The organism is Marinitoga sp. 38H-ov, assembly GCF_011057715.1.
Lineage (GTDB): Bacteria > Thermotogota > Thermotogae > Petrotogales > Petrotogaceae > Marinitoga.
The window spans coordinates 103,144-128,774 of record NZ_LNGH01000016.1; the positions used below are offsets into that span (position 1 = coordinate 103,144).

The following is a 25,631-nucleotide window of genomic DNA, read 5'->3' on the forward strand; positions in this document are numbered from 1 at the left end:
ATCACCAATTTGATAAGGCTAAAACAAATTTAACACTTTCTTCAACATCAAAAATAGAAACCATTTCATGAGGAGTATGTATATATCTTGTAGGTATAGATATTGTTCCAGACGGGATACCAGATTTTGTTGTTTGATATCCTCCAGCATTAGTGCCACCAAATAATAACACTTCCATTTGATATTTTATATTATTTTCTTTAGCAACATCTTTTAGAGTATCAACTACAAACTTATCACTTACTGTATAACCATCTTTTATTTTGATACATGGACCTTCATCTAATCTCATTGACATTCTTTTAAATGCTTTTGGGGTATCTGCAGAAGCAGTTACATCTAATGCAATAGCCATATCTATATCATAATTATAACCAGCTACCGTAGCACCAATTAACCCTACTTCTTCTTGTACTGTAAATGCAAATATTAAATTATTTTTTGGATTTTTTATTCTTTTTAATGCTTCAATCATTATTGCACAACCTATTCTATCATCTAAAGCTTTTGAGACAACTTTTTCACCTAAATCATTAAAATGTGAATAGTATGTTCCAAATGTTCCTATAGGAGCTATTTTCTCTGCTTCTTCCTTAGAATTTACACCTATATCAACATATAATATATCAAAATTAATATTATTCATATTTTTTGAATATTCTTCCATTGTTTCTCCTTCAAATCCTACTACTCCAATATGACCATTAAATTGAACTTTTGTCCCTATTAAAACTCTAGGATTAACTCCACCTACTGGTTCAATTCTCAAAAAACCTTCTTCAGTTATATGGGTTACAACTAAACCTATTTCATCCATATGTGCATCAAATAATATTGTTTTATCTGATTCGCCCTTTTTTATTGCTATTAAATTACCTAATCTATCGACCTTATATTCATCAACATAATCTTTTATTTCATTTATAATAACCTCTCTAATTGCATGTTCTCTTCCACTTGGTGAATTTACCTCAGTTAGTTTTTTTATTAATTCTTTCATTATTTTAAAATCCTCCCTTCAAGTATTAATAACTCTAATAATCTATATCCATTTATATAATCATTTAAATCTATTATAGAATTAGGTGAATGAATATATCTTGACGGAACAGCTAAAATCCCTGAAGGAATTCCATCTAATGTAATTGCTAATCTTCTTGCATCTGTTCCCCCTGCTGTTCTCATTTTAAATTGTAATTTTATATTATTTTCTTCTGCTATACTTACAATTTTATCAAATATTTCTTTTGATAATACAACACCAGAATGCATAAAAAATGTTGCTGGTCCATTACCTAGATGAGTAGCCCATTTGTCTTTATCTAGCAAAGGATAATCACCAGCTGTTGTTCCTTCTAAAACTATAGCAACATCTGGATTTATTTGATGTGCAGCAACTCCACTACCTCTTAATCCTACTTCTTCTTGTACAACAAAAGAAAAATATGTATCGTATTCTGGTCTTTCACTTTCATTTATCTTATCTATTAAATTTATCATCCATGAACAACCTGCTCTATCATCAAATGCTTTTGATACCGCTCTATTACCATTTTCATAGTATTTCGTATCAAATGTAACCATATCTCCTAATTTTACTTTTTTACTCAATTCATCCTTATTAAACCCAGTATATACTTTAAAACTATTATAATCTGGTTTGTTTTTTCTTTCGGATGGGCTTAACAAATGTATAGGCTTTATTTGAACAACGCCTAATATTTCATCATTAACTTTTAATCTTTGAGCAAAAACTACTCTTGAATCAACCCCGCCAACGGGAGAAATATGAAATGTCCCATCATCATTTATTTTTGTTACCATAAACCCTACTTCATCCATATGTGCAAGAACCATTATTTTTTTTGATGAATCTTTACCTTTAATTTTACTAATTAAATTACCCATCGCATCAATATGATATTCATCAACTTTATCTTTTATTTTTTCTAATATGTACTCTCTAACTTTTTCTTCTCTACCTGATATACCAGATATCTCAGTTAACTCGGGTAGGTATTTTAACAATTCTTTATTCATTCATTTCACCTTCTTTTGAATAATCAGCAATAAATTGAGCTATTAATCTCGCAGATAAATCTATATCTATTGGATCTGCAACTTCTACAGAAGAATGCATATTTAAAATCGGAATAGATATACCTATTGTTTTAATCCCTTCTCTTACAATTTGGATAATATCTGCTTCTGTTCCACTACGTATAGGAAGTGGTTCAATCTGGTGTTTTATATTATATTTTTTTGCAATCTCTATAATTTTTTCTGTAATTTCTGTATTAAATGATGGTCCAATAGCAATTGCTGGTCCTTTTCCCATCTCAATTTTCTCAAAATGTTGTGGTGTATCACTCCCAAATGTAACATCTACAACTATTCCTATTTCAGGATTAATTTCGAAACTTGTTCTTTTTGCACCTTTTAGACCTATTTCCTCACCTTGATTAAATAATAAATAAACAGTCTTATCATCAATTCTATATTTTTTTAAATATTCTATTGTTTTTAATAATACAGCACAACCTGCTCTGTCATCTAAAGCTTTACCTGTTATTTTTCCATTTAATTCTTCAGATTTTACTTCCACAACGCCTATATCTCCAACTTCTAAACCTTCAGTACCACCTGAAATAGAAAAATCAATATATAAATTATCAAAATCAGGAGCAGCGCTTCTATGTTCTTGTTTTTGTAAATGGGGTGCCAACATACCAACAACCCCTATCTTATCCTTAACTTTAACCCTTTTTGATATTAAAGTTCTGGGATCCACCCCTCCAATTGTTTGAACCATAACAAATTCTTCATTTACAATCTTAGATATAACTATACCAATTTCATCAATATGGGCAAATAATGCTATTTTTGTTTTTCCATTTCCATATTTTATCCCTAAAGATCCTTTTCCAACATCTAATATTTTCAAATCTGTTGATAACTCATTAGCAATCTCTATAATTCTATCCTTAACTTCATTTTCATACATAGAAATACCAACTGCATCACTCAGTTTTTTTATTATTTCTTTACTTTCCATTTGAATACCTCCATCATAATTCTATAGGTTCTACATTTATTTGATCATTATCATAATGAATAGAAACAGGTCCTTGTGGCCATGCATAATTATTCAATACAATACCACAAATTTCTACTAATGGTGAATCCATTTCAGCTGCAACTATAAATGTATTTTTATTTTGAGTCATTCCTACTCTTATTGTTCCTTTTACTTTTCCGAAAACAATGACGCTTCCTCCTGCTCTAATTTCTGCCCCTTGATTAACATTACCAAAGATTATTATATCACCTGGATTATCTAAAATTTGTCCAGATCTTACATGTTTTTTATAAATATTTGTGCCGCTTAATCTAAATTCTTTTTTCTTCTTTTTAATTTCTGGTAAATCTTCAAAATATGCCCCAGATAAAAATAATTTTTTTTCTTTTGCTAATTTTCCAATTTTCGGGACAATTGAATACATTTCTGGATTTTTTATTAATACATAAAATCCATCTCCATCCTCAAAAAAATTATTAAGCTTATCAAGGTTTTCGGAAAGCTCTTCTAAAAGTTGTTTTTGAGTAACATTATTTTCCATAAAAAATATAATATCCCCGTCTATAAATTTGGGATATACAGATTCCGAAGCCATATAACAACCTCCCGTAATTTTCAATTAATATCTATATAATATAATATCATATATTTAAAACTAATACCAATTTATTATTCTTATCATATTAAAGATAATCCTTAATTATTACATAAAATTAGCTTATATGGGCTTTTTTTTAATTAGCAAAATTAAAAAAAATGTTGTAAAATATACTATGAAAAATTATTCATATAGTGGAGGTGTATTATGTTTAAAGAAGATAAATTAAATGAAATTTCTAATAAGAAAAAACAATGGGAAGAATCCACCTTAAAGAAGGCAATAGAAAAATTTCCTGAAAGGAAAGAATCATTTAAAACTACATATAACGAAGAGTTAAAACGCGTATACACTCCTGAAGATATTAAAAATATTGATTATTTAGAAGATATTGGTTTTCCAGGAGAATACCCATACACTAGAGGTGTTCAACCAACAATGTATAGGGGAAGATTCTGGACAATGAGACAATACGCAGGCTTCGCTACTGCCGAAGAATCAAATAAAAGATATAAATATCTTTTAGAACAAGGTCAAACCGGATTATCTGTAGCTTTCGATTTACCTACACAAATAGGATATGATTCTGATCATTCAATGTCCGAAGGTGAAGTTGGTAAAGTTGGTGTTGCTATAGATTCTTTAAAAGATATGGAAATATTATTTGATGGCATTCCATTAGATAAAGTTAGTGTTTCAATGACAATTAATTCCACAGCTTCAATATTATTATCTATGTTAATAGCAGTAGCGGAAAAACAGGGAGTTTCTCAAGATAAACTAAGGGGAACTATACAAAATGATATTTTAAAAGAATATATTGCAAGAGGAACTTATGTTTTACCTCCTGAACCTTCAATGAAGATAATTGTGGATATATTTGAATACGGATCAAAAAACTTACCAAAATTTAATTTAATAAGTATAAGTGGTTATCATATTAGAGAGGCTGGCGCAAATGCTGTTCAAGAAGTAGCTTTCACTTTAGCAGATGGAATTGCATATGTAGAAGCTGCTATTAAAGCAGGCTTAGATCCAAACGTATTTGGTAAAAATTTATCTTTCTTCTTTAACGCTCATAATAACTTTATAGAAGAAATTGCAAAATTTAGAGCTGCAAGAAAATTATGGGCAAAAATAATGAGAAATAGATTTAATGTTACTAATCCAAATGCTTTAAAATTAAAATTCCATACTCAAACTGCAGGATCCACATTAACCGCTCAACAACCTTTAAATAATATAATACGTGTTACTATACAAGCATTATCTGCTGTTTTAGGTGGAACTCAATCTTTACATACTAATTCATATGACGAAGCTTTAGGGCTACCAACAGAATTATCAGCAACGATTGCATTAAGAACTCAACAAATAATCGCATATGAATCTGGTGTTACTGAAACAATTGATCCATTTGCCGGTTCATATGTAATAGAAGCATTAACTAAAGATATTGAAGAAAAAGCTATGAATTATATTGATAAAATAGAAAAAATGGGTGGAATGGTAAGAGCAATAGAAGATGGTTATGTACAAAAAGAAATATTAAATTCAGCATATGAATCACAATTAGCTGTAGAAAATAATGAACAAATTATTGTTGGTTTAAATAAATTTACAATAGAAGAAGAACAAAAATCAGGTTCCATATTAAAGGTTGATCCAGAAGTTGAAGAAAGACAAAAACAAAAATTAAAAGAATTAAGAAAAGAGAGAAATAATGAATTAGTAAAGAAAAACTTATTAAAATTAAGAAATGCCGCAGAAAATAATGAAAATTTAATGCCATTTATTTTAGAAGCTGTAAAATCTTATGCTACTTTAGGAGAAATAACAGACGTATTAAGAGAAGTTTACGGTGAATATCACGAAGCTGTAATATTATAATCAAAGGAGGACTAAGAATGGGAAAAATTAGGGTATTAGTTGGTAAACCCGGTTTAGATGGACATGATAGAGGAGCTAAGGTTGTTGCTAGAGCATTAAGAGATGCTGGAATGGAAGTTATATATACCGGAATAAGACAAACCCCTGAAGATATTGTTAATACCGCATTAGAAGAAGATGTTAATGTAATTGGATTATCTATATTATCAGGCGCTCATATGAAATTATGTGAAAAAATATTAAATCTTTTAAAAGAAAAAAATGCTCAAATTCCTGTATTTTTAGGAGGAATTATTCCAGAGGATGATATTCCTGAATTGAAAAAAATGGGAATTTCTGAAGTTTTTGGACCTGGAACATCTCTTGAAAAAATTACTAGTAAGGTGAAAGAAATTGCAGGAGATAATTGAAAAATTTAAAAATGGTGACAAATATGCTTTAGCAAAAATAATTTCATTAGTTGAAAATAATATCAATTATGCTTGGGAAATTATTAATAAATTACCAAAACCAAAAAAAGACGCTCAAATAATTGGAATAACAGGTAGTCCCGGAGCTGGAAAAAGCACTACATTATCAAAAATGGTTAATAAATGGGTTAATCAAGGTTTAAAAATTGGTATTATAGCAGTTGATCCATCTAGTCCTTTTTCTGGAGGTGCTTTTTTAGGCGATAGAATTAGAATGAGAAGTTTATCGGGAAAAGAAAATGTTTATATAAGAAGTGTTGCTTCACGTGGAAGTGTTGGTGGATTATGCGATTCTATATATGATATAGTTGATGTAATGAAATCTTTTGGCTTTGACAAAATTATTATTGAAACTGTTGGAGCAGGACAATCAGAAATTGAGGTAATATTTGTTGCTGATACTATATTATTGGTTTTATCACCTAATAATGGTGATGAAATACAAATGTTTAAGGCAGGTATAATGGAAATTGCTGATGCGTATATTGTTAATAAAATGGATTTACCAGAATCAGATAAATTTATTTTGCAACTAAAAAATACATTATCTTTAGAAAGCGACTCTAAATCAAAAGTTATTCTTCCAGTAAGCGCTATACGCAATGAAGGAATTAATGAAATTATACAATGGATTGATAATCATTTTGATACTATAAAAAGTAGTGGAGAATATGAATTTAGAAAAAAAAGAAGAACAAAACGAAGAGTTAGAAGTTCTATAATAAGAAATATTGATGATATAATTGAATCAGGAGATTTTGAATTTAAAAATATGGAAGATTTAAAGAAAAAAATTATGAATTTTATTTGTGAGGTGAATAATAATGAAGAAAATTGATCATATTGGAATTGCTGTAAGATCTATTGAAAATGCATTAAAATTATATAATGATCTTCTTGGATTAGAAATTACAGGCGAAGAAATTCTTGAAGATAGAGGACTAAAAGTTGCTTTTATTAAAGTAGGAGATACTAGAATAGAGCTTTTAGAACCCCTTCATGAAAAATCAGAAATTTCAAGTTTTTTAGAAAAAAAGGGTGAAGGCATGCATCACATTGCATATGAAGTTGACGATGTAAAAAGTATGATTGAAAAGGCAAAATCATTAGAATTAAAACCATTAAGCGATGAACCAAAGGATGGAGCTCATAATACAAAAGTTGTATTTTTACATCCAAAAACAACTAACGGAGTGCTTGTTGAATTAGTTGAACATAAATAATCCGAAAGGAGTGTAATAAATGGATGAAAAATTTCAAGAAATTTATGATGAATTTTTAAAACGAAAAGAAAAACTTCTTAAAGGCGGTGGAGCTGATAAAGTTGAAAAACAACATAAACTTGGAAAATTAACCGCTAGAGAAAGAATAGAATTATTAGTTGATGAAGGATCATTTGTTGAAACAGATTTATTTGTAAAACATAGAAGCACATATTTTGGTCTTGATAAAAAGAACTTTCCATATGATGGTGTCGTAACTGGAATAGGTACTATAAATGGTAAAAAAGTAGCAATTTATTCACAAGATTTTACTGTTCAAGGTGGATCTTTAGGTGAAATGCATGCAAAAAAAATTATGAAATTGCAAGATATGGCTATGAAATATGGAATCCCTATTATTGGAATAAATGACTCTGGTGGTGCGAGAATTCAAGAAGGCGTTGATTCATTATATGGTTATGGTGGAATTTTCTATAGAAATACTTTAGCTTCTGGTGTAATTCCACAAATAACTGTTATTGCTGGACCATGTGCTGGTGGAGCTGTTTATTCTCCTGCTATTACGGATTTTATAATTATGGTTGATCAAACATCACAAATGTTTATAACAGGCCCACAAGTAATTAAAGCCGTTACAGGAGAAGATGTAGATAAAGATGCATTAGGCGGTGCTATGGCTCATAATGTTAAAAGTGGTGTTGCTCATTTTGTTGCATCATCTGATCAAGAAGCTTTAGAAATAACTAAAAAAATATTATCTTATATTCCTTCAAATAATTTAGAAATACCAGAAGATTTAGAATTTGATAACAATGTAGATTTACCTGAAGAAATTTATAATATAGTTTCTCCAAATCCTAAAAAAGGATATGATGTAAGGGATATTTTAAATTTAGTATTAGATAATAATTCATTCTTTGAAGTACATAAGCATTTTGCTCCAAATATTGTTGTTGGTTTTGGAAGATTAGGTGGAAAAAGTGTAGGAATTATTGCTAATCAACCTAAAGTATTAGCTGGTTCCTTGGATATTAATTCATCTGATAAGGCTGCTAGATTTATTAGATTTTGTGATGCCTTTAACATACCAATAATCACATTTGTTGATACTCCTGGATTTCTTCCAGGTGTTAATCAAGAACATGGTGGAATTATTAGACATGGAGCAAAATTATTATATGCATATAGTGAAGCTACTGTGCCAAAATTAACTGTAATTTTACGAAAAGCATATGGTGGAGCTTACATTGCAATGGCTTCACAACATATAGGTTCGGATTTTGTTTTTGCTTGGCCAACAGCTGAAATAGCCGTAATGGGATCCGAAGGTGCAGCTAATATAATATTTAGAAAAGATATATCAAATTCAGAAAATCCAGAAAAAACAAGAATGGAAAAAATTGAAGAATATAAAAAAGAATTTGCTAATCCTTATGCTGCAGCTGGAAGAGGTTATATTGAAGATGTTATTGACCCAAAAGAAACAAGAAAAATATTAATACAAAGTTTATTTGTTGCTGAAACTAAAGCAGAATCAAGACCAAACAAAAAACATGGAAATATTCCATTATAATTGGTGGTGTAATTATGGGTGAAGTATTATCTATAACTTTTGTAGGTATCGTAATTGTATTTTTAGTTTTAGCAATACTTAGTTTATTTTTCATTTTATTTAAATATATATCTTCTACAGAAAAAAAAGTGAAAAAAGAAATCAATATTCCTCACACAAATCCTGCACCATTAAATTCTAATACTACAAAAAATGAAGATAATGATGAGGAAATTATTGCTGCTATTATGGGAGCTATTGCTGCTACTATGGGAAGTAAAACATATAGAATTAAAAATATTAAACCTATTAACAATATAAATAAAACCTCTAAGATGAGCATGTGGGGAATGTTACCACCTGCTGTAACCTGGAGAGCTAGAAGATTAGGAGGGAGAAAATGATTAGGAAATTTAATGTAAAAGTAAATGGAAAATCATATGAAGTTGAAGTTGAAGAATTAAATGGAAATATTTCAGAACCAGTCACTCATACATCTCAGCCAGAAAAACCAGCTCCACAACCCAAAGAAATCCCAGTAAAAAAAGTTGAACCAGAGAAGGTTAGTCCTGCTGTAACTAGTTCTGGAAAAAATGTAGTTAAAGCACCATTACCAGGAGTCATTGTTGACATAAACGTTTCTGAAGGAACTAGAATTTCAAAAGGTCAAAAATTATTAATAATAGAAGCAATGAAAATGGAAAATGAAATATTAAGTGATTATGATGGAGTTATTGAAAAAATATTAGTTAAAAAAGGCGATAATGTAGACGGCGATCAAGAGTTAATAATTATTTCATAATAAATGAGAGAGGTCATCCTCTCTCATTTATATTCATATATATATAATGTTTGTTTACCATTTACTATTTTTTTCTTTTTATCAGACTTATAACCAAAATAATCTTCAAATTTTTCATGTGATGTTATAATTGAGTATTTAAAATTAGGATAATTTTTTTTCAAATATCTCATTTGTTCATATAATTTTTCTGCATGTTTTTTATCTCCTAATCTATCTCCATATGGTGGATTAGTTATTATATATCCTTCATCATAATCTAATTTAATGCTCTCCATATTATTCTTTTCAAAGTGTATATATTCTTCTAAATTAACTGCATTTTTTTTAGCTATTTCTATCATTTTAAATTCTTTATCAAAACCATATATTTTTAAATCATTATATTTTATTTCACTAATGGCTTTTTTCCTAAAGTTTTCAAATTTTTCACTATTAAAATTATGCCAAGTTTCAAAAATAAAATTCCTATTTAACCCAGGAGCAATATTTAATCCATATAATGCAGCTTCAATTGGTATCGTTCCCGAGCCACAAAAAGGATCAATTAACACATGTTTCCTTTTCCAACCTGCCATTAATATCATAGCTGCAGCTATGGTTTCTCTCAATGGTGCTTCACTAACTAATTTTCTATATCCCCTCTTATGCAATCCTTCGCCAGTTGTATCTAATGTAATTGTTACTTTATTTTTTTTAATATATACTCTAAATTTATATATGCCTTTTTCTTCATTGTACGAATTTATTCTATATTCTTTTTTTAATTTATCTATCATGGATTTTTTTACTATAGATTGTATTACAGATTGATTATATAATGAAGACTTTGAAGTTCTTACCTTATCAATTATAATTTTTCCATTTTTTGGTAAATAATATGATAATTTAACATCTTTAATTCCTTCATACAATTCATCGAAAGTTTCGGCATAAAATTCAGCTATTTTTATATATATTCTCTCTGCAGTTCTTAATCTTAAATTAAGATTATAATAATCTAAATCTTCTCCAGAAAATTCTACCATTCCTTCATTTGCATTTTGAATAGTATAATTTAGTTTCTTTAATTCATTTGAAAGGATTTTTTCTAAACCTAATGAACATAATGCTATATAATTCATACTAACACCTCTTTTATTTTTTTTTATTATAACATTTTTTTATTAACATAAATATATTGTTTATTATTACACAAAATCACTTATTTTATGTTATAATAATTAAGAATACCCTATTATTGTAAAAAATCTAAATTTTTCATACATTTTAAGGGAGGGAAACCATGAAAGTCCTTGGAAAGTTGTTGTTATATACAGTCATATCTCTAATGAACGCTGGTTTAGTATGGTCTATATTTATACTTTCCGGCTTAGGAAATTACGGTTTAGCTATTGTTATAGGTGCATTTGTAGTATTAGCTAATCTAGCCATTTTTTCTAAAAAGGGTTATCCATACAGATACACCTTACCTGCAATGTTTTTTTTATTTATTTTGACAGTTTATCCCATATATTATACAGTTAGAACAGCATTTACAAATTATGGGACAGGGCATTTATTTACCAGGGATCAGGCAATGCAAATATTATTAAATGATCCAAATTATTTGTATGAGCCAGAAAATGCAAATAGTTATAATTTTAAAATCTTTGTAAAACAAAAAGATTTTAAACCTACTGAAGAGTTTTTAATTGTTTTGTATAATGATAAGGAAATATTATTAACTGAAAAACCAAAAGATATTATTTATGATTCAAAAGGAAATGCCAAAAATGCTTCTTCGGATTTAAAAAAAGTAAATGAAAATTCTTTATCAGTTTCATTTAACGGAAACACTTATACTGCATTTCTAAAAAAAGAATTAAATAATTTAAGTACTATTGAAGAAAAGATAGAAAATATTTTGGGGTTTGAAGATAACAATGGTGAAAAATACGTGTATTTTTACTCTCCAAATGATTCTAGTACATTTAAAAATTCTGCATATTATAATTCGGTATTAAGACAAAAATATATAGGTATGCTAGAATTAAAAAATTATGATGGAAAAGTATATAGATTATCCTCAAGATATATATATAAGAAGTTTTCTGAAGCATATAGAATATATGAGTTAAAAGTTAAACCTATATTTGAAAATAACAAGAAAAAATATAAAACGGTTATATATAATACTAGAACAAATACTGAATTAATTGAAAAAGATAGTGCTTTTTGGGATTATAATGAAAAGGGCGAATTAAATCGTTTAATAGGTTTTTCATCTTTTGTTGGAGCATATCAATTTAACAGAATTAAAGATGATCCCAAAATATCAGGACCTTTCTTAAAAATATTTTCTTGGACATTTACTTATGCTGCTTTAAGTGTATTGTTTAGCTTTATAATAGGAATGGTATTAGCTTTAATGCTAAATGATAAATTTATGAAAGGTAGAATTTTATATAGAACTCTCTTAATAATACCATGGGCAGTCCCTGGTTTTATTTCTGTTTTAATATGGAGAAATGGATTCTTTAATGAAACATACGGTATTTTAAATAGATTTGTTATATCAAATCTAGGACTAGAACCTATAAAATGGTTAAATGATCCTTTCTGGGCTAAGGTAGCCGTTTTAATAGTTAACACATGGCTTGGATTTCCATATATGATGACAATTACTTTAGGTGCATTGCAAAGTATTCCTGATGAATTATATGAAGCTTCCTCTATTGATGGAGCTACAAGATGGACTCAATTTAGAAAAATTACATTACCATTATTAATGGTATCTTTAACACCATTATTAGTAAGTAGTTTTGCTTTTAATTTTAATAATTTTGTTAATATTTATCTTTTAACAGGCGGAGGACCTGCAATGCCAGGTGCTACAACCCCAGCCGGTTCTACAGATATTTTGATTTCATACACATATAAACTTGCATTTGAAGGTTCAAGAGGCCAAGATTTTGGATTTGCAAGTGCAATTTCTATATTAATTTTTGCTATAGTTTCTGCAATAAGTTATTTCAACTTTAAATTATCAGGGGCATTTGAAGAGGTGAGCAGATAATGGCTATGATACAAAAGAAAAATTATGTATTAAGACATATTTTTTTAATTATTGTTTTAATTATTGTTCTTTTCCCTTTAGTTTGGGTTGTAACTACATCTATTAGAAGAGATAATGCGGCTTTTTCTCCAAAATTATTCTCTTCTAGAATCACATTAAATTATTATAGGGACTTATTATTCCCTAGAGCAACAGTTCCAGAATTAATAAAAGATATAAATGGTACTTTACATTTCATAGGCGAAAATTCAGATCTTAGTATAGATGAAGCACAAAATAAACTTACTGATGAATTAAACTCTTTTAAATCCTATATTTCTCAAACCAAAGACTATCTTAATAGTATTGAAACAAGATTTACTAACCTAAAAAACTCTTTAAATGATAAAAATATTATTTTAGATATTAACAAGGCTAGAGAGTTGGAATATGATAATTTACTAGAACTAGAAGAAAAGAACAATTTCAATAAAGATTATATTAAAAGTATTAAAGATAAAATAAATGAATTAAATTATCAAATAAAAAAATACATTGATTTGCGTTCAAGTATAATAAATGTTTTAAATAATATTGAAAGAAATAATGAAAATATGGATTATTATGATGCTTCAATTGAAACTATATACTCCACAAAACCAAACTATACACTTTGGAAGATTAAAACATACAAAAAATGGTTAAAAATTGAATCAAATGATAATCTTTTAAAATTAGATCCTATGATTAAAGACTTATCAAATAATTGGAAAGAAATATTAAATATTGCATCTAAGATTGATGAATATTTTGCTAATTTAGAAAAAGAAACTATAGGCGAAGATTTAGATATAATGGTTAATTTAGAAAAAGAAATTAATGATACTCAAAAAGATATTTCATTAATAAAAAATAAATTATCAAATATTGAAAGCTTATTATTAAAGTATAATAATGATTTAACTGCATTATTAGAATTATACATTCCTAATAGTTCAAAGATAGAGTCTGCTAAAAATATATTAGACAAAAATATTAATACCGTTATATCTTCACCAGAAGTAATGATTTTATCAGAAAAAGTTACTATGTTTTATAATGCTTTCTCTCAAATATATGATAATATACTAAAGTTAGCTGATTTTGATGTTTATAAAGATGCTATAAAGAAATATTACGATGCTTTTGGATGGTTGAAAGATAATCTAAAATACATTAATCCTAATTTAGAAAAAACAAATCCAGCATTTAAAACTATAGTTAGCGTTATTGATGAATATGAAGATACGTTATTTACTTTAAATAATTTAATTTTAAATCTATCGCTTAAATTAGACGAATTTAATACATATCAAAATAATTTAGATGATTTAAATTCAAAACTTAACGAATTAAATTCAAGGTATAACAAAATATATACCAAAAACAAAGATATATTAGAAAATTTTGATAAACTAAAAAAATATGGTGAATTCACTATTTTAAAAGAATTTACAAATATTCCAATAAATAATTATTATGAATCTGAATTCCTTGCAAATATATTAAGTTCAAAATTAGTTGAATATTATAAGCCTTATAAAAAAGACTTAAATATTTTTACATTACGAAAAGATATTTTTGAAGCTTCGGAAAAATTTTACTCTAGTAAAATAGCTTTTAATGATATTATGTTAAATATTGAAGATAAAATTAATGATATAGAAAATAATTCAGAAAACTATTTAAAAATAAATTACGCTGGTTATACTGCAGATATTTTACCTATTACGGAAATATCGTCTATATATAACTCTAAATTTGGTCCAGCTAAAGCGAATATTTCTAGATCATCTAGAATCATTTCAGATTTAGCTGATTCTGTAAAATATAAATCATTAAAAAATGATTTAAGAGAAATAGATAAAAATATATACAATCTTTTAGATAATTGGAATCCAAAACAAAGAAAGCCTTTCTTAAGATGGTTATTAAATTCTATTATAGTAGCTGGTATAACTTCAATTTTAACTGTTATGATCACCGCAGTTGCAGCTTATCCTTTCAGCCGTATGAGATTTATAGGAAGAAAAGAAGGTTTATTGTATTTAATGCTAATTCAAATGTTCCCTGCAATTATGTATATGATTGCATTATACGGAATGTTAAAATTCATGGGAGATTATTTTGGTGTAATTGGACTTGATACATTATCTGGTTTGATATTTGTATATCTTGGTGGAGTTTCATTTAATATGTGGCTTATAAAAGGGTATTATGATACAATTCCAGATTCACTTGAAGAATCTGCTATGATTGATGGAGCTACAAGATTTCAAACATTTTGGAGAATAGTACTACCATTAGCATCACCTATATTAGCTGTTGTAACTATATTATCTTTCATGGGGACATTTAATGAATTTGTATTAGCAAGAATTGTATTATCTAGTGAAACTAATTATACATATGCAGTCGGATTACAAACATTTACATCTGGACCATTTGAAACTGAATGGGGATTATTCACTGCTGCTGCATTATTAGGAGCTGTTCCAATGGTATTACTATTCTTATCAATGCAAAAATATTTAGTTGGCGGATTAACTCAAGGTTCTGTAAAAGGATAAACAATTAAAAAACACCCCCAAAAGTAATAAAATAAAAGTAGGGGGTGTTTTTTTATATAAAAGAAAATATTCAGATGTGTTAAAAAAGAAGTAATGAGATATAAGAGAACTGTATTAATGGTAAATATGTACGATAAAAATAGATGAAAAATATAATAAGGAAGATATGCTAAGGTTATTAAATGATCCTAAAATAAAATTAGACCTATCCAATGTAAAATAAATAGACACAAAAGTGGATTAAGAAGTATATTTTAAATGTAAAGCATCCTAATCATTCATAAAATATTTTAATAAAGATTAAAGGCCCCAGAGAGTACTGGAGCCTTTAATCTTTATTTTTAATTTTCCAAGCGTTAATTTTAGAATAAATCTGCTTTTCCAGCTGATCCTAAAACTTCCATTCTATCAGTAATTACTTTTATTGTATATTCTCTAGCTAATTTGAAATAATTTCTTGGATCAAATTCTTTTGGATTACCATTTAAGAATTCTCTTAAACCAGCAACAAAAGCAATCCTTAAATCTGTATCAGTATTAACCTTATTAATTCCATATTTTACTGCTTCTTGTAAAATTTCTGATGGAACACCTTTAGCTCCTCCAAAATCTGCTCCATGTTTTTCTGCAATTTCAACAAACTCAGGAACTACAGAGGATGCTCCATGTAATACTAATGGTCTTTTTACATATTCTTTTACTTTCTTTATTCTATCATAGTCTATTTTTGCAGCTCCTTTAAATTTAAAAGCACCATGTGATGTTCCTACTGCAGGAGCTAAGAAATCTACATCTGTTTCTTCAACAAATATTTTTGCTTCTTCTGGATCAACTAATACATTTTCAGCTGCTACAGCTTCATCTTCAACTCCAGCTAATTGACCTAATTCAGCTTCTACAGATACACCAGCTGCATGAGCAATTCTAACTATTTCTTTTGTAATTCTCATATTTTCTTCAAATGGATGTTCAGAAGCATCAATCATTACTGATGAATACCCTGCTTTAATAGCAGCAATTATATACTCAAAACTTTTACCATGATCCAAGTGTAATGCTACAGGGATATCTACTTCATCTGCAAATGTTTTTACCATTTTTACAAAAATTTCTGCACCTTTTCTAAAATCTCCATTACCTGCATATTTCATTGCACCTTGACTTGTTTCTATAATCACAGGTGAATTCATTCTTACTCCAGCTTCAATTATATAATGCAAAAATTCAAGATTATTAATGTTTAAAGCTGGAACTCCATAACCATTTTTATCAGCATTTTCCAAAATAACTTTTGTATTTACATAAGGCATATTTAACCCCTCCCATTAGGAATTTAAAGATTTCAACTAATATTATACCATAGTTCTGTTAAATCTCTTCTAACCAATTTACATTATCCAAAACAATTGCCAACTCTTCAAACAATTTTTCAAAAAAAGCTTTTTTTAAACCTTTATTTTTATTAGCAAAATGATCTATATTTCTCAATATAGAATAAGCTGAATCTTTTGAAATTATTTTAGATAATTCCTTTATATTTTTTGCCATTAATTTATGTTCAGAATTATCTAAAATGCTTACCATTTCATCCTCTTCCAATAATTCAAAATACTTATTTAATCTTAAAATAATAGAGTTTTTCTCATCTATACTCATTTCTTTTATTCTATTAATTAATATTTCATCCATCTCAAATAATACTTTCTCAGGCGTAGGTATATTACTTTTACTTTCAATAAAATTTAAAAATGTTCTAGCGGCTTCAGGTCCAACTATTCCTGAAGCTAAAATATATGCATACTCTTTTATTTCATCTTCATTTAAATTTTTTAAAACATTACTAAGTTTATACCAACTTCTAGGGCTAGGCTTTAAATCTAACCTATATGATACACTTTTTCCATTAGAAATAAATTCCGGATATTCTTTAATAAAAGATATAATTTCATTTGAAACTTTTTCGTTTTGTGCCCATTTAATCCACTCATTCACTTCAGGGTTTAAACTTAAATGAAAAAATCTAGACATAAATGCTGGATCTGTTATTAAATCCACTTGATCATAATCATCATCTGGTGGATTTGCTGCAGCCATTATCCATGTACCTTCAGGTAAAACATGATTATGAATTCTTCTATCTAATAACAATTGCATTATGGCATTTCTAATAGATCTATGTGCTCTGTTTATTTCATCAATCATAATTATAGTATTATTATTTTCTGGCCACCAATCTGGTTTTAAAAAAACAGTTTTATCTTCTTCTTTTGAAGGTAATCCAATTAAATCACCTGGTTCCATTTGAGAAATTATTAAAATTATTAATTCTCTATTTGTTTCTTTTGCTATATCTTTTGCTATATCAGTCTTACCAACCCCAAAATGTCCCCATATTAAGGGTATTTCTCCTACTTCCATTATTTTTTTGGATAAGAATTTTATATCTCCTGGTTTCATTCTTTCACCTACCCATTAGAATTAAATCTTCTTTTTGCTACCTCATCCTGTACTTTCATATAACCATTTTTTATGGCAATTTTACCTTTATTTGTAGTTTTCAACATTTGTTTTATTTTTTCCATTTCTGGTTTAATAATTTCTATTCTTTTTTTATCGTCTTCAAGTAATTTATCTATCCTATCTTGTATTAATTGTGACGATGAAAAAATTAACATTTTTTCTAGAATGCTTTTTCTCTGATCTAATATTTTAGGCAATGTTTCAAAATCTCCATTATATATAATTCTATCTATTAAATTTTCAATTTTATCAAGATTTTCAATTAAAATTTTTATATCTTTTATATTTTCATCATTTAAACTTTCCATTTTAATACCCTCTTTTTATTTAAATATGCTTTAATATATTCTATTTGCTCTACATTCATTCCATATTTCCACCAATATGGCAAAAATGTATTGTTTAATAGCAATGGATCAATATCATAATCTAACCAACTTCTTTGAACTAACTCATTATATTGAGGTGTATTAGGAATAGGAGTAAATTCATTTACTGAAGGGATTATACCTAAATCCATACAAAAATCTATTCCTTTAATTACATCTTCAACCTTTTGATCAGGTAAATTAGCCATAATATATGCAGATGTTTCGTTTAACCCTTCATTTAATAAATAATTAGAAGCTCTAACTAAATCTTCATTTGTTACTTTACCACCAGTTTTTTTCTGCATCTCTTCATTTGATGTTTCATACCCTAATTTTATTACTTTAAAATTAGCTTTTGAAAATAATTTTGCAATTTTTTTATTTACTAATTTTGCATGAATACCATTTGGAAGATGATACCTTACATTAAATTTAGACAATTCTTCTAATAATTTCTCTCTTTCAGGGTGTATTAAAAAGGCATCATCAAAAAACACCACATCGTCTACTGGTTTATAGTTTAGTATTTTTTCTAAGCCTTTAATTATATTTTTTATACTTCTTCTTTGATATTTCCACATTCTAGGAGTTACGCAATATGTACATTTATACGGACAACCTATCGAAGATGTAATAACTATATTAGGCAATTCTCCTTCATATAATTCATATGCAGGTTCTAATTCTTCAAACCAATCTAATTCATTTAATGTTTCATCGTAATAATCAAGTAATTTTTTTGCTGCAACATTACCAGTTCCATTAATTATATTTACATTTAATTTTTCAAATGTTTTTTTTGCATGGAGAGGCATTATGTTTACATATATACCTCCAAGAAATATTGGCTTTTCAGGAAAAACCTCTCTAATTGTTTCTATGGTTTTATATACTCCATAATACCAATATGTCATTACTGAGGTAACTAAAATCCCATCAACATTATTATATTCTTTTAATCTATTTATAAACTCTTGCTTGGGAAGTCCATATCTTTTAAACTTTCTTGGTATATTTTTAATAATATCTGGTCTTTCAACTTCTTCATAATAAAACTTTCCAGTTCCATAATATTTATCTTTAATTAGATTTTTTTCTACAAAATACTTATCATATCTATTCATTAAGTCTATTAAAAATACATCATATCCTTGATTTTTTAATATACTTCCTAAATATAATAATCCTAAAGGCTTTAACCAGAAATCATATGCTGCAGAATCATATATCCATGGATTAATTAGCAAAAATGATGCCATTAATCTACTCCTTTCAATATTTCATAGAAAACGTTGACTCCTTTAAGTGTTAGATATGGATCATAGTTATTAAATTCAGGAATTATACCTTGTAATGATTTTCCTATTCCTCCTGTAATAACTATATTAAAATGAGTGTTATATTCATTTTTTATATCTAATAATAATCTTTGAATTCCATATACAACTGTTTTAATAATACCTATTTGAATATTATCTATTGTGTTTTTACCAACTGAATAATCAAGAAATTTTAATTCAACTTGAGGCAATTTAGCTGTTTTAGAGAATAATGCCATCATTTGAGTATTTATTCCTGGTATTATTGAACCACCTATGAAATTACCATTATATAACACATCTATTGTTATAGCAGTTCCAAAATCTATTGCTATAGCATTTTCACCATAATATTTTTTTAGCGCTAAGGCATTGGCTATTCTATCAGCACCCACTTCATTTGGGTAATCAACATTTAATTTCATATTATTTAAATTTTTTGAATTAACAAAAATTGCTTCTGTATTAAAATATTTTTGTGCAAATTTCCCTAATATATAATTTATTGAAGGCACGACAGATGATATAATAACTGAATTAATTTCAATTTCATCAATTTGTTCCCTTTTAAACAATGGATATAAATGTGAATATAATTCATCTTCTGTTTCAAATGATTTAGTACCTATTCTCCATGTATTTATAAAATTATCTTTAAATAACCCTATAACTATGTGAGTATTTCCTACATCAAATAATAATCTCAAATTATTCACCCCATATTTCAGTAGAAGCTTTTCTTAATCTATTCATTATAGAAATACCTAGCCCTTTATCTTCTACACCTTCTATTATTATTACATCATTATTTGTCTTATCTGCATTTCTTAAAATAGAAAATAAGTTCACCGCAATCTTATAATAATCATTTTCTCTACCTGAAACAATTATATCATATTCATTAAAATATACCTTATCTTCTTCAAATAAAACTAACAAAGGATTTTTATAATTCTTTATTTTTTCTTTAATTATATTAATTCTATCTCTTGAATATTCAACTAAAATAGTTTTCTTATCTGGAGCATAATGCCTATATTTCATACCTGGTGCTTTTGCTATATCAACTTTAGCTTTACCATATATAAATTCTGGAATTTTAATCTCTCCAAATACTTCTTTTAATTTTTCTGGTGTTATTGGGCCAGGTCTTAATATAGAAGGTGTTTCTTCTGTCAAATCTATAACTGTAGATTCTAAACCAAAGTCTACATTCCCACCATCTATAATTGTATCAACTCTTCCTAACATATCTTCAATAACATGTTCTGCTATCGTTGGACTAGGTTTCCCAGATAAATTAGCACTTGGGGCCGCAATTGGTACTCCAGACATTTCTATTAACTTATTTGCTATAGGATGTGCTGGAATTCTAACAGCTACAGTATCCATATTTGCAGTTATTATATCTGGAACTATATTTTTTCTTTTTAATACAAAAGTAATTGGGCCAGGAACAAATACTTTTATTTTTTCATATAACTCTTTAGTAATATAAACATAATCTTTTATTTTTTCTAATTTATCAAAATGCATAATAAGTGGATTATCTGAAGGTCTGCCTTTAGCTTCATATATTTTTCTTGCCGCTTTTTCATTTAATGCATTTGCACCTAATCCATACACAGTTTCTGTAGGAAAAACAACTAATCCTCCCAGTTTAATAATATCTGCTGCTATATTTATTTTATTTAAATCTATATCAAATGGATTAATTTTCAATAATTTGGTTTTCATTTTATTCACCTATAATTTCTTTTTTTGCTTCTTCTAAAAATGCTACAGCTTCTCTTAAGTGTGGAATTACTATAGATCCTCCAACTATTAAAGCTATATCAAATACTTCATAAAATTCTTCATCTGTTACCCCTTCTTCAAGACATCTTTTAATATGATATGCAATACACCCTTCACATCGTAAAACCATAGATGCTACAAGACCTAACATTTCCTTATACTTTGTTGGTATTGCTCCATCTTTATACACAGCACCATCCAAATTAAAAAATCTTTTTGTATTTAATGTCCCATTATTCAATATTTTTTCATTCATTTTTTCTCTAAATTCATTAAATTCTTTTAAGTTCATTATAAAACCTCCTTCATATTCTTTTAAATATTTTTATATACTATATTAATATATTATTATTATAATGTTAATAAATTTATTAACGAAATAAAATTAAACACTTTATTTTATATAATAATAGTTTATATATATTTTGAAATAATTATTTTTTTGTAAATTTTTTTCTATATATATTTTTTCACATTTTTTAATAAAATCAGGAGGTGATATTATGAAAAAAATTTTTTTATCATTTCTTTTTTAATATTAGTTACCTTTTCTTTTTCAAATTATATAGTTGGTGGTTATTATTGGACTGATATTTTCATTGGCTTCTCTGGTTATTCCATTTATGGTGGCATTCAAAATAATATACCTATTGAAAAAATATATGATTTAGAAAATTTAGGGTTTAGTAATGACTCCGTCTTAATAGAAAACAATAATGTAGTTGGTATCTCATATGCTGGTTTTGACTCAAGTGTTTTAGAGGATGTTGATTTCAGTTCTTAAAATGTACATTCAAAAATTTCTATAGGTTTAGATATTATAAATTTTGCTATTTTTGGTTATAGGGTTATTCCTGCTATATATACTGGAATTGACATAAACTACTTTTTTCAAAAATAGCAAAAAGTTACATTAAAGATTCTTTAGGATTTGCTTTAAATGATAATCTATCATTAGAATTAATCTATGGATTTACCTCTGTTATTAAACCTTTAAATAAAGAAAATAAATTTATATTAATTCCAAGATTTTTCCCATGGCCATTATTAATAGGAGCCGAAATAGTATTTTAAACTATATTTTTTTAAATCCATGCAACAAATGTTGCATGGATTTTTTAAATAATTATGGTAAAATAATATAAAAGGAGGTTGTCATGATTAAAAAAATAAAGACTATATTTTGGGATATACTTTTTATATTATATTTAATAATATTAATATATTTTGCAACTACGCCAAGGGCTCCTTTTAATTATTCTAGATTTAAAGGAGAAGATAAAATTTGGCATTTTTTAGCATATGCTGGTGGAATGTTTTTATTTTTAAAAAGCTACTTTCATAGAAAATTCTTTTTATATTTTTTTGGAGCTATAATTTTTATTCTTCCAATTGGAAGTGAGTATATACAGGCATTATCTCCGTATAGATATTTTTCTATATATGATGCTTTAGCGAGTTATGCTGGTATTTTAACTATAATAATTTCTTTAATTATTTATAGAACTTTTATAAAGAAAAATAAAGCTATATAATATATTCTTTAAAAAGTTTAAAAAAATCAAAAATATTCTAAGATTATATTCTTAATCAAATTATCTTTTATTATCTTTAATTACTTCCTGTTTTACATTAATATATTCTATGCTATCTTCCTCAATTTGTATTCTATCTTCACCTTTTTCCCAACTTTCAAATTTTTTCATAACTAAATTATATGTTTTCTCACTAACTTCTGGCAATGTGCCACCCATCAATCCTTTTACATTATCAAATCCTTCTTTCACTGAATTCTTTAACAATTCAATTTTAGATTTATCTCCATTTGAAATTGATTTAGCAAATTCTATTACTCTATCAGATACATTTTCAGGACTCCATTTCCCATATTCTAATTCTTTTTTCATTTCTATTTTTTCATCCTGAGTAATTCCTAATTGTTTTTTTATTTTATCTTCTACCCAAGCTTTAAATTCATCAAACATCATTTGAAAATTATTTTTCAATTCTTTCCAACGCTTAGAATTAATTTCTATCTTTTTATTATATAAATTAGAATATGTTGCCTTCATATATTCTATTTCTGTTTTAATATATACATCTTCTTTTGCTTCCTCTTTATTCTTTCCTTCAGAAAAATTTTCATCAATCATTCTAATTTCAAAGTACTTAAAATATTCAATGTTATTATTAATTCTCATTATATCACCTCCATTATATATATCGGTTAATTTTAATATTATATAAAAAATATGAGTGCTAACAAACAGCACTCATACAGTATTCATTTAATTAACTTATTTTAAACCTTTTTAAACCTTTTACTAAAATCAACGATTTTTCTTCTAAATCTTTTGTGAATTTATCTAATTCTTCAATATTCTGGCTTTGTATATTTATTGAATTAGTTATATTTGAAATTTCCTCTGAAATAAGAGATATATCTTTGGTAATTTTATCCATTCCTGTGGATATTTCCTCAGTCGAAGCACTCTGTTCTTCTGAACTTGAACTTAAATCTTCTATATTCAATGTAATTTGCTCTATTTTTTTCATTATAACTTTAAATTTTTCAGATATATTTATAGATTCATTTTCTATATTTTTTATTATTTTACCAGTTTTTTCTGTTGCTACACTTGCATTTTTAGCTTCTTCTTGTATTTCTAATAATATTTGAGCAATTCTTTCTGTTGCTTTTTTTGATTCTTCTGCTAATTTTCTTATTTCATCAGCTACTACAGCAAATCCTTTTCCTGCTTCTCCAGCTCTAGCAGCTTCTATAGCTGCATTTAATGCTAATAAATTTGTTTGTTCTGTGATATTTTCTATAGTTTCAACTATTTGTCCTATATTTTCAGCATTAGATACCAATTTCCCAACTGTATTTACAGTTTTATCAGATTGCTCAACAGCTTGAGAAATTATTTCAACAATTTTTATAATTGAATCATTACCTTCATTCGCAGTATTTGATACATCATCTGCTTTTTTAAATAAATCTTGTATTTTAGTTGATATATTTTGAGCAGCTGCTGTTATTTCTTCTATACCAGAATTAATTTCTTCAACAGACGCAGAAACTGAATTTGAACTTTCATTAATTTTCTCCACTTTTTCATTAATTTTATTCATTTGTAACACTTGAATATCAGCATTTTGATAAATATCTGAAGTCATCTTTTCTAAATCCTCAGATGATTTTTTTATTTCTTTAAAATATTCATTAAGGTGTTTTGACATGTAGTTCAAAGATTCAGAAATATTTGCAATTTCATCTTTTCCCTTAATTTCAAATTTTTGTGTCAAATCACCCTCACCAAATTTTTTTACTTTTTCTGATAATGTTATTAATGGATTAGATATAGAATTTCCTAATAATATAGAAATAAATAATACTATTAAAATTGTTATTAATAGAATTATATTTAAAAATAGAATTATTCTTTTTGAATTTTCAAATAATATTTTCTCTGGTATTGATAATCCAACTGACCAATTTAAAGATTCTATAGGAGCATAAAAAACCATTCTTTTTTCATTGTTAGTAATAACATTTCCATAACCTTTTTCACCTTGTAATATTTTTTGAGCTATTGTACCCATTCCATCTAAATCTAAAATTTTTTTACCTAAATAATCCTTTATTGAATGAGATATAATAATTCCATTAGAATCTATTATGAAACTATAAATCCCCTTTTCATTATCTGTTGTTAAAAAATGAAAAAATCTTTCTATTGATATTGTAGCTCCAATTAAACCAATAGTATTATTATTCTCATCTTTTATAGAATGGGCTATAACTATTATGGAAGTACCATCTGCTCTCGAAATCAAAACGTTACTAATAGCTATATCTTTTCCTGATATTATATCTTGAAAATATTTTCTATCCTTTATATTTACTTTTACATCTGATGTTGTATAAGCCTCTCCATTCATATCAGCAATGAATAACATTGAAAAGTCATCTAAAATTTTCAAATCCCTTTTTAATACTTCAACAGAATCATCAAAATTCATATTTTTAAATATATTTTGATTTGAAACAATTTTAATTTGATTAATAAGTCCATCAAAGAAGTTTTTAATTTGAATTGACTGTTGTTCTAAAGTAGAAAATGAGGAGTCAGAAAGTATTGTTTTTAATGAAGATCCTAAATTAAAATATAAAAATAAACCAATAAATAATCCAAGAAATGAAACAATAATAAAAACAAATAAAGCGATTTTTACCTTAATAGATTTCATTTTATCCCCCCTCTAAAAAAATATATATAATAATTATAACATAAAAAACCCCCTGTCAAAAGACAGGGGGGAAAATAAAAAGAAGGGCGCTACCTACTCTCGCATGGATT

Annotated in this window: 24 protein-coding genes; 10 read left to right on the forward strand and 14 right to left on the reverse strand. The window is 26.9% G+C overall.

The features are described from left to right. Nucleotide 1: 1 nt before the first annotated feature. Genes AS160_RS05890 through AS160_RS05905 form a run of 4 tightly spaced genes read right to left on the reverse strand, consistent with a single transcriptional unit; the run spans nucleotide 2 to nucleotide 3,674 of the window. Entirely contained in the window at nucleotides 2-1,000 is a 999-nt protein-coding gene (locus AS160_RS05890) for a M42 family metallopeptidase (RefSeq protein WP_165146296.1), read from the reverse strand. Beyond that, nucleotides 1,000-2,040, reverse strand: coding sequence for a M42 family metallopeptidase (locus tag AS160_RS05895; protein WP_165146299.1), 1,041 nt, complete (start codon nucleotides 2,038-2,040; stop codon nucleotides 1,000-1,002). Before AS160_RS05895 ends, AS160_RS05890 begins: the two co-directional genes overlap by 1 nt. Further along, entirely contained in the window at nucleotides 2,033-3,055 is a 1,023-nt protein-coding gene (locus tag AS160_RS05900; RefSeq protein ID WP_165146302.1) for a M20/M25/M40 family metallo-hydrolase, read from the reverse strand. Before AS160_RS05900 ends, AS160_RS05895 begins: the two co-directional genes overlap by 8 nt. A gap of 13 nt (nucleotides 3,056-3,068) precedes the next feature. Next, nucleotides 3,069-3,674, reverse strand: coding sequence for a septum site-determining protein MinC (locus AS160_RS05905; protein WP_165146305.1), 606 nt, complete (start codon nucleotides 3,672-3,674; stop codon nucleotides 3,069-3,071). A gap of 210 nt (nucleotides 3,675-3,884) precedes the next feature. Here AS160_RS05905 and AS160_RS05910 point away from each other — a divergent pair, with 210 nt between their 5' ends. Genes AS160_RS05910 through AS160_RS05940 form a run of 7 tightly spaced genes read left to right on the forward strand, consistent with a single transcriptional unit; the run spans nucleotide 3,885 to nucleotide 9,614 of the window. Then, entirely contained in the window at nucleotides 3,885-5,567 is a 1,683-nt protein-coding gene (locus AS160_RS05910; RefSeq protein ID WP_165146308.1) for a methylmalonyl-CoA mutase family protein, read from the forward strand. 17 nt (nucleotides 5,568-5,584) lie between these two features. Continuing rightward, on the forward strand, nucleotides 5,585-5,977 hold the full coding sequence (locus AS160_RS05915; protein ID WP_165146311.1) for a cobalamin B12-binding domain-containing protein: 393 nt from the start codon (nucleotides 5,585-5,587) through the stop codon (nucleotides 5,975-5,977). Continuing rightward, on the forward strand, nucleotides 5,961-6,875 hold the full coding sequence (gene meaB, locus AS160_RS05920; RefSeq protein WP_165146314.1) for a methylmalonyl Co-A mutase-associated GTPase MeaB: 915 nt from the start codon (nucleotides 5,961-5,963) through the stop codon (nucleotides 6,873-6,875). The genes AS160_RS05915 and meaB overlap by 17 nt, the downstream gene beginning before the upstream one ends. Continuing rightward, entirely contained in the window at nucleotides 6,856-7,260 is a 405-nt protein-coding gene (gene mce, locus AS160_RS05925) for a methylmalonyl-CoA epimerase (RefSeq protein ID WP_165146372.1), read from the forward strand. Before meaB ends, mce begins: the two co-directional genes overlap by 20 nt. Before the next feature lie 19 nt (nucleotides 7,261-7,279). Next, nucleotides 7,280-8,833: a carboxyl transferase domain-containing protein gene (locus AS160_RS05930; RefSeq protein ID WP_165146318.1), complete on the forward strand. Its 1,554-nt coding sequence runs from the start codon at nucleotides 7,280-7,282 to the stop codon at nucleotides 8,831-8,833. 14 nt (nucleotides 8,834-8,847) lie between these two features. Then, nucleotides 8,848-9,216, forward strand: coding sequence for an OadG family protein (locus AS160_RS05935; protein ID WP_165146321.1), 369 nt, complete (start codon nucleotides 8,848-8,850; stop codon nucleotides 9,214-9,216). Further along, nucleotides 9,213-9,614: a biotin/lipoyl-containing protein gene (locus tag AS160_RS05940; protein ID WP_165146324.1), complete on the forward strand. Its 402-nt coding sequence runs from the start codon at nucleotides 9,213-9,215 to the stop codon at nucleotides 9,612-9,614. Before AS160_RS05935 ends, AS160_RS05940 begins: the two co-directional genes overlap by 4 nt. Nucleotides 9,615-9,637: 23 nt before the next feature. Here AS160_RS05940 and AS160_RS05945 read toward each other — a convergent pair whose 3' ends face one another. Further along, complete coding sequence (locus tag AS160_RS05945; RefSeq protein WP_165146327.1) at nucleotides 9,638-10,738, reverse strand: class I SAM-dependent RNA methyltransferase; 1,101 nt, start codon at nucleotides 10,736-10,738, stop codon at nucleotides 9,638-9,640. Between the two features lie 161 nt (nucleotides 10,739-10,899). On the opposite strand from AS160_RS05945, the gene AS160_RS05950 reads away from it, so the two are divergent. Further along, entirely contained in the window at nucleotides 10,900-12,672 is a 1,773-nt protein-coding gene (locus AS160_RS05950; RefSeq protein ID WP_165146330.1) for an ABC transporter permease subunit, read from the forward strand. After that, nucleotides 12,672-15,260: an ABC transporter permease subunit gene (locus tag AS160_RS05955; protein WP_165146333.1), complete on the forward strand. Its 2,589-nt coding sequence runs from the start codon at nucleotides 12,672-12,674 to the stop codon at nucleotides 15,258-15,260. Before AS160_RS05950 ends, AS160_RS05955 begins: the two co-directional genes overlap by 1 nt. Before the next feature lie 362 nt (nucleotides 15,261-15,622). Here the strand turns inward: AS160_RS05955 and fba are convergent, their stop codons facing one another. The 7 genes from fba to AS160_RS05990 are packed head-to-tail and all read right to left on the reverse strand — an operon-like array spanning nucleotide 15,623 to nucleotide 21,559. Beyond that, complete coding sequence (fba, locus tag AS160_RS05960; protein ID WP_165146336.1) at nucleotides 15,623-16,570, reverse strand: class II fructose-1,6-bisphosphate aldolase; 948 nt, start codon at nucleotides 16,568-16,570, stop codon at nucleotides 15,623-15,625. A 58-nt stretch (nucleotides 16,571-16,628) separates the two neighbouring features. After that, complete coding sequence (locus tag AS160_RS05965) at nucleotides 16,629-17,717, reverse strand: MoxR family ATPase (RefSeq protein WP_165146339.1); 1,089 nt, start codon at nucleotides 17,715-17,717, stop codon at nucleotides 16,629-16,631. A gap of 8 nt (nucleotides 17,718-17,725) precedes the next feature. Next, nucleotides 17,726-18,088 carry a hypothetical protein gene (locus tag AS160_RS05970; protein ID WP_165146342.1) on the reverse strand — a complete coding sequence of 121 codons (363 nt, stop codon included), beginning with the start codon at nucleotides 18,086-18,088 and terminating at the stop codon, nucleotides 17,726-17,728. After that, a complete protein-coding gene (locus tag AS160_RS05975; protein WP_165146345.1) occupies nucleotides 18,076-19,410 on the reverse strand; it encodes a radical SAM protein in 1,335 nt (444 codons plus the stop codon). The genes AS160_RS05970 and AS160_RS05975 overlap by 13 nt, the downstream gene beginning before the upstream one ends. Continuing rightward, entirely contained in the window at nucleotides 19,410-20,177 is a 768-nt protein-coding gene (locus tag AS160_RS05980; RefSeq protein WP_165146348.1) for a type III pantothenate kinase, read from the reverse strand. The genes AS160_RS05975 and AS160_RS05980 overlap by 1 nt, the downstream gene beginning before the upstream one ends. 1 nt (nucleotide 20,178) lies before the next feature. After that, the gene (locus tag AS160_RS05985) at nucleotides 20,179-21,207 is read right to left on the reverse strand and encodes an L-threonylcarbamoyladenylate synthase (protein WP_165146351.1); all 1,029 of its coding nucleotides are present in this window, start codon (nucleotides 21,205-21,207) and stop codon (nucleotides 20,179-20,181) included. 1 nt (nucleotide 21,208) lies between these two features. Next, nucleotides 21,209-21,559: a carboxymuconolactone decarboxylase family protein gene (locus AS160_RS05990; RefSeq protein WP_165146354.1), complete on the reverse strand. Its 351-nt coding sequence runs from the start codon at nucleotides 21,557-21,559 to the stop codon at nucleotides 21,209-21,211. Between the two features lie 865 nt (nucleotides 21,560-22,424). Here AS160_RS05990 and AS160_RS05995 point away from each other — a divergent pair. After that, on the forward strand, nucleotides 22,425-22,802 hold the full coding sequence (locus AS160_RS05995) for a hypothetical protein (protein ID WP_165146357.1): 378 nt from the start codon (nucleotides 22,425-22,427) through the stop codon (nucleotides 22,800-22,802). A gap of 60 nt (nucleotides 22,803-22,862) precedes the next feature. Here AS160_RS05995 and AS160_RS06000 read toward each other — a convergent pair whose 3' ends face one another. After that, nucleotides 22,863-23,468, reverse strand: coding sequence for a hypothetical protein (locus AS160_RS06000; protein ID WP_165146360.1), 606 nt, complete (start codon nucleotides 23,466-23,468; stop codon nucleotides 22,863-22,865). A gap of 91 nt (nucleotides 23,469-23,559) precedes the next feature. Beyond that, a complete protein-coding gene (locus AS160_RS06005) occupies nucleotides 23,560-25,521 on the reverse strand; it encodes a methyl-accepting chemotaxis protein (RefSeq protein ID WP_165146363.1) in 1,962 nt (653 codons plus the stop codon). Between the last annotated feature and the right edge of the window lie 110 nt (nucleotides 25,522-25,631).